This is a genomic window from Oleiagrimonas sp., assembly GCF_027858935.1.
Taxonomy (GTDB): domain Bacteria; phylum Pseudomonadota; class Gammaproteobacteria; order Xanthomonadales; family Rhodanobacteraceae; genus Oleiagrimonas.
Genome location: NZ_JAQIBU010000232.1, coordinates 1 through 2,147 on the forward strand (window position 1 = coordinate 1; position 2,147 = coordinate 2,147).

Here is a 2,147-nt window from a genome sequence, read left to right on the forward strand (position 1 = left end):
GAGCTGCGCAAGCGCATGTTCAAGGGTACGCCCTACCAGCACACGGGCCTGGGCACACGGCCGTCCTTCGACAAGACCACGGCGGCTGCGCTGAAGAAGTTCCACGACACCTGGTATGCCCCCAACAACGCCATCCTGGTGATTGCCGGGGATGTCGATCCGAAGTCGGCCCTGAAAGAGGTCAAGTCGCTGTTCAGTTCCATTCCAAGGAAATCCCTGCCTAAGCGACCGGCCTTCAAGATGCAGCCGGTGCAGGCACATACGGTGAAGCTGCCGACCGACTTTCCCTATGGCCTGACCTTGATCACGTACCGGATGCCCGGTCTGCTTGACAAGGACTACGCTACCGCGCTGGTGCTGTCCCAGGCCATGGCGTCAAAGCGCGGCCAATTGTTCGCGATGGGGCTGACAGGCAAGGCGCTGTATGGCGGCTTCAGTGGCAATTTCCTGCCGCATGGCGGGTTCGCTTTCGCCGAAGGCGTCTTTCCCCGTGGCGGCAATGCGGACGGCGTGTTGCAAACCATGCAGGGCATCCTCGCCCAGACGGCGTCCAAGGGGGTTCCTGCGGCACTGGTCAGTGCGGCCAAGAGCAAGGCCATTGCCGATCTGGAGTACCAGAAGAATTCGGTCAGCGGTCTGGCCAATGCCTGGTCCCGGGCGTTGGCCTTCCAGGGAGCGAACTCCCCCGATGACGTGAAGGCGGCCATCGAGGCGGTCACGCCGGAGCAGGTCAATGCGCTGGCCAAACGGGTATTCAATCCCAAGCACGCCATTACCGCCGTGCTGACACCGGAATCGTCAGGCAAGCCCGCCTCGAGCAAAGGCTTTGGTGGGGCCGAGAGTTTTGGCGGCAAGCCCAATGGCCCGGTGGTGTTGCCCGACTGGGCCAGGAACGCCTTCAGCAAGCTGGAGATTCCGCGTTCGGCGATCCATCCGCAATCGTTCACGCTGGCCAACGGATTGCGCGTGATCGTGCAGCCCGAACATGTCAGCAAGACGGTGGAGGTGTTCGGTCAGATCAAGACCAACCAGGACCTGCAGGCCGGCAAGGGCAAGGAAGGCGTGGCTGGCGTGCTGGGCGACCTGTTCAATTTCGGCACCACCGGCATGAACCGTTTGCAGTTCCAGGCCGCGCTGGATGCCATCAGCGCGCATGAAAGCGCGGGCTCCAGTTTTTCGCTGGCGGTACCGGTAGCCCATTTCGACAAGGGCATGCAACTGCTTGCCGCCAACGAGCTGCATCCGGCGCTTCCGCAACGTGCCTTCATGATCATGCAGCATCGTCAGGCCGCACAGACGGCCGGCATGCTGCAGACACCGGATTTCCTCAACAGCATGCATTTGGACAAGGCCCTGTTGCCGGCGAACGATCCCGAGTTGCGCTACGCCACGCCCAAGTCGATCCAGTCGCTGTCCATGGGTGACGTCAAGGACTACTACGCCAAGACCTTCCGCCCCGACATGACCAATATCGTGGTAATCGGTGACGTCACGCCGGCTCAGGCACGCAAGGTCGTGGAGTCCAATTTCGGGGGCTGGAAAGCCACCGGACCCAAGCCGGATATCGACTACCCGTCGGTGCCGCTGGATGCCAAGACTGCGCAATTCAACACGCCGGACAAAACGGCTTCGCAGGATTCGGTCACCATGGCGCAGCAGGTCGACGTGACCGACAAGAGCACCAACCGCTATGCACTGAACGCGGGCAACATGGTGCTCAGTGGCGGTTTCTATGCCGCACGCCTGACCCGTGACCTGCGCGAAAAGCGCGGTCTGGTCTACACCGTGTCCAGCGGGTTCTCGCTGGATGCGCATCGCGGACGCTTCCAGGTCAGCTATGGCTGTGATCCGGATAAGGTGGCCGAGGCACACGATCTGGTGGTGCGTGATCTCAAGCAGATGCAGCAATCGCCGGTCAGTGCCGAAGAGCTGCATCGGGCCAAGGGCATGCTGCTGCGTCAGATTCCACTGGGCGAGTCCAGTTTCGGAAGTATTGCCGGTTTGCTGCTTGAGCTCTCCAGGCAGGGCAAGCCGCTGGACGAGATGACGATCGCAGCGAAGCACTACATGGACTTGACGGCTCCGGAAATCCAGGCCAGCTTCCGCAAGTATGTGCGGCCGGACGACTTTGTCACGGCGGTCAAGGG

At 61.7% G+C, this 2,147-nt stretch carries 1 protein-coding gene; it reads left to right on the forward strand.

Annotation, left to right across the window (positions count from 1 at the left end):
• On the forward strand, positions 1–2,147 hold a 2,147-nt coding region (locus PF446_RS08595; protein WP_298071021.1), incomplete at both ends, for an insulinase family protein.